General features: G+C 45.5%; 2 protein-coding genes. One reads left to right on the forward strand and one right to left on the reverse strand.

Features of this window, described 5'->3' with window-relative positions:
• Positions 1 to 284 (forward strand): redoxin family protein (locus R7190_RS30815; RefSeq protein ID WP_318138334.1); only part of this gene is annotated, 284 nt, incomplete at its 5' end.
• Positions 285 to 328: 44 nt separating this feature from the next.
• Here R7190_RS30815 and R7190_RS30820 read toward each other — a convergent pair.
• Positions 329 to 517: SPOR domain-containing protein (locus R7190_RS30820; RefSeq protein ID WP_318138335.1), on the reverse strand; the 189-nt coding region annotated here is incomplete at its 5' end.

Raw genomic sequence — 517 nt, forward strand, 5'->3', positions numbered from 1 at the left:
AAGCCAAAGGCGTTGATTTAATTGCTTGTGTGGCGGTGAACGATGCATTCGTAATGAACGCATGGGGTGAAGCTCAAAACGCTTCTGAGATTTTGATGCTAGGTGACGGTGATGCTAGCTTTACTAAAGCGCTAGGCTTGGAAATGGATACTGGCGGCTTTGGCGGCGTTCGCTCACAACGTTACGCGATGATCATTGAAAACGGCGTAGTAACAACACTTAACGTTGAAAAGCCAGGTGAATTTGAAGTAAGTAATGCAGAAACTATTCTTGCAGCACTTTAAGAAAACACAAAACGGAAGCTCAAGCTTCCGGTTTTTTCAGGCGATTAGCGCATTCTCACGACACTAGTTTGTTGCTTACGTTGCATCTCTGCAAAAGTCAGTACAAACGGAGATGACTGCTTCACGTGGCTTGGCAGCGACGAAAGCGCATTGTAGGCTTCTTGCTTCGATTTAAAATCACCAGCTGTCACCGTATACCAACGTGTACCTCGGCTATTTTTCCAGTTAACCCA

The sequence above is a fragment of the Vibrio sp. 1078-1 genome (genome assembly GCF_033340475.1).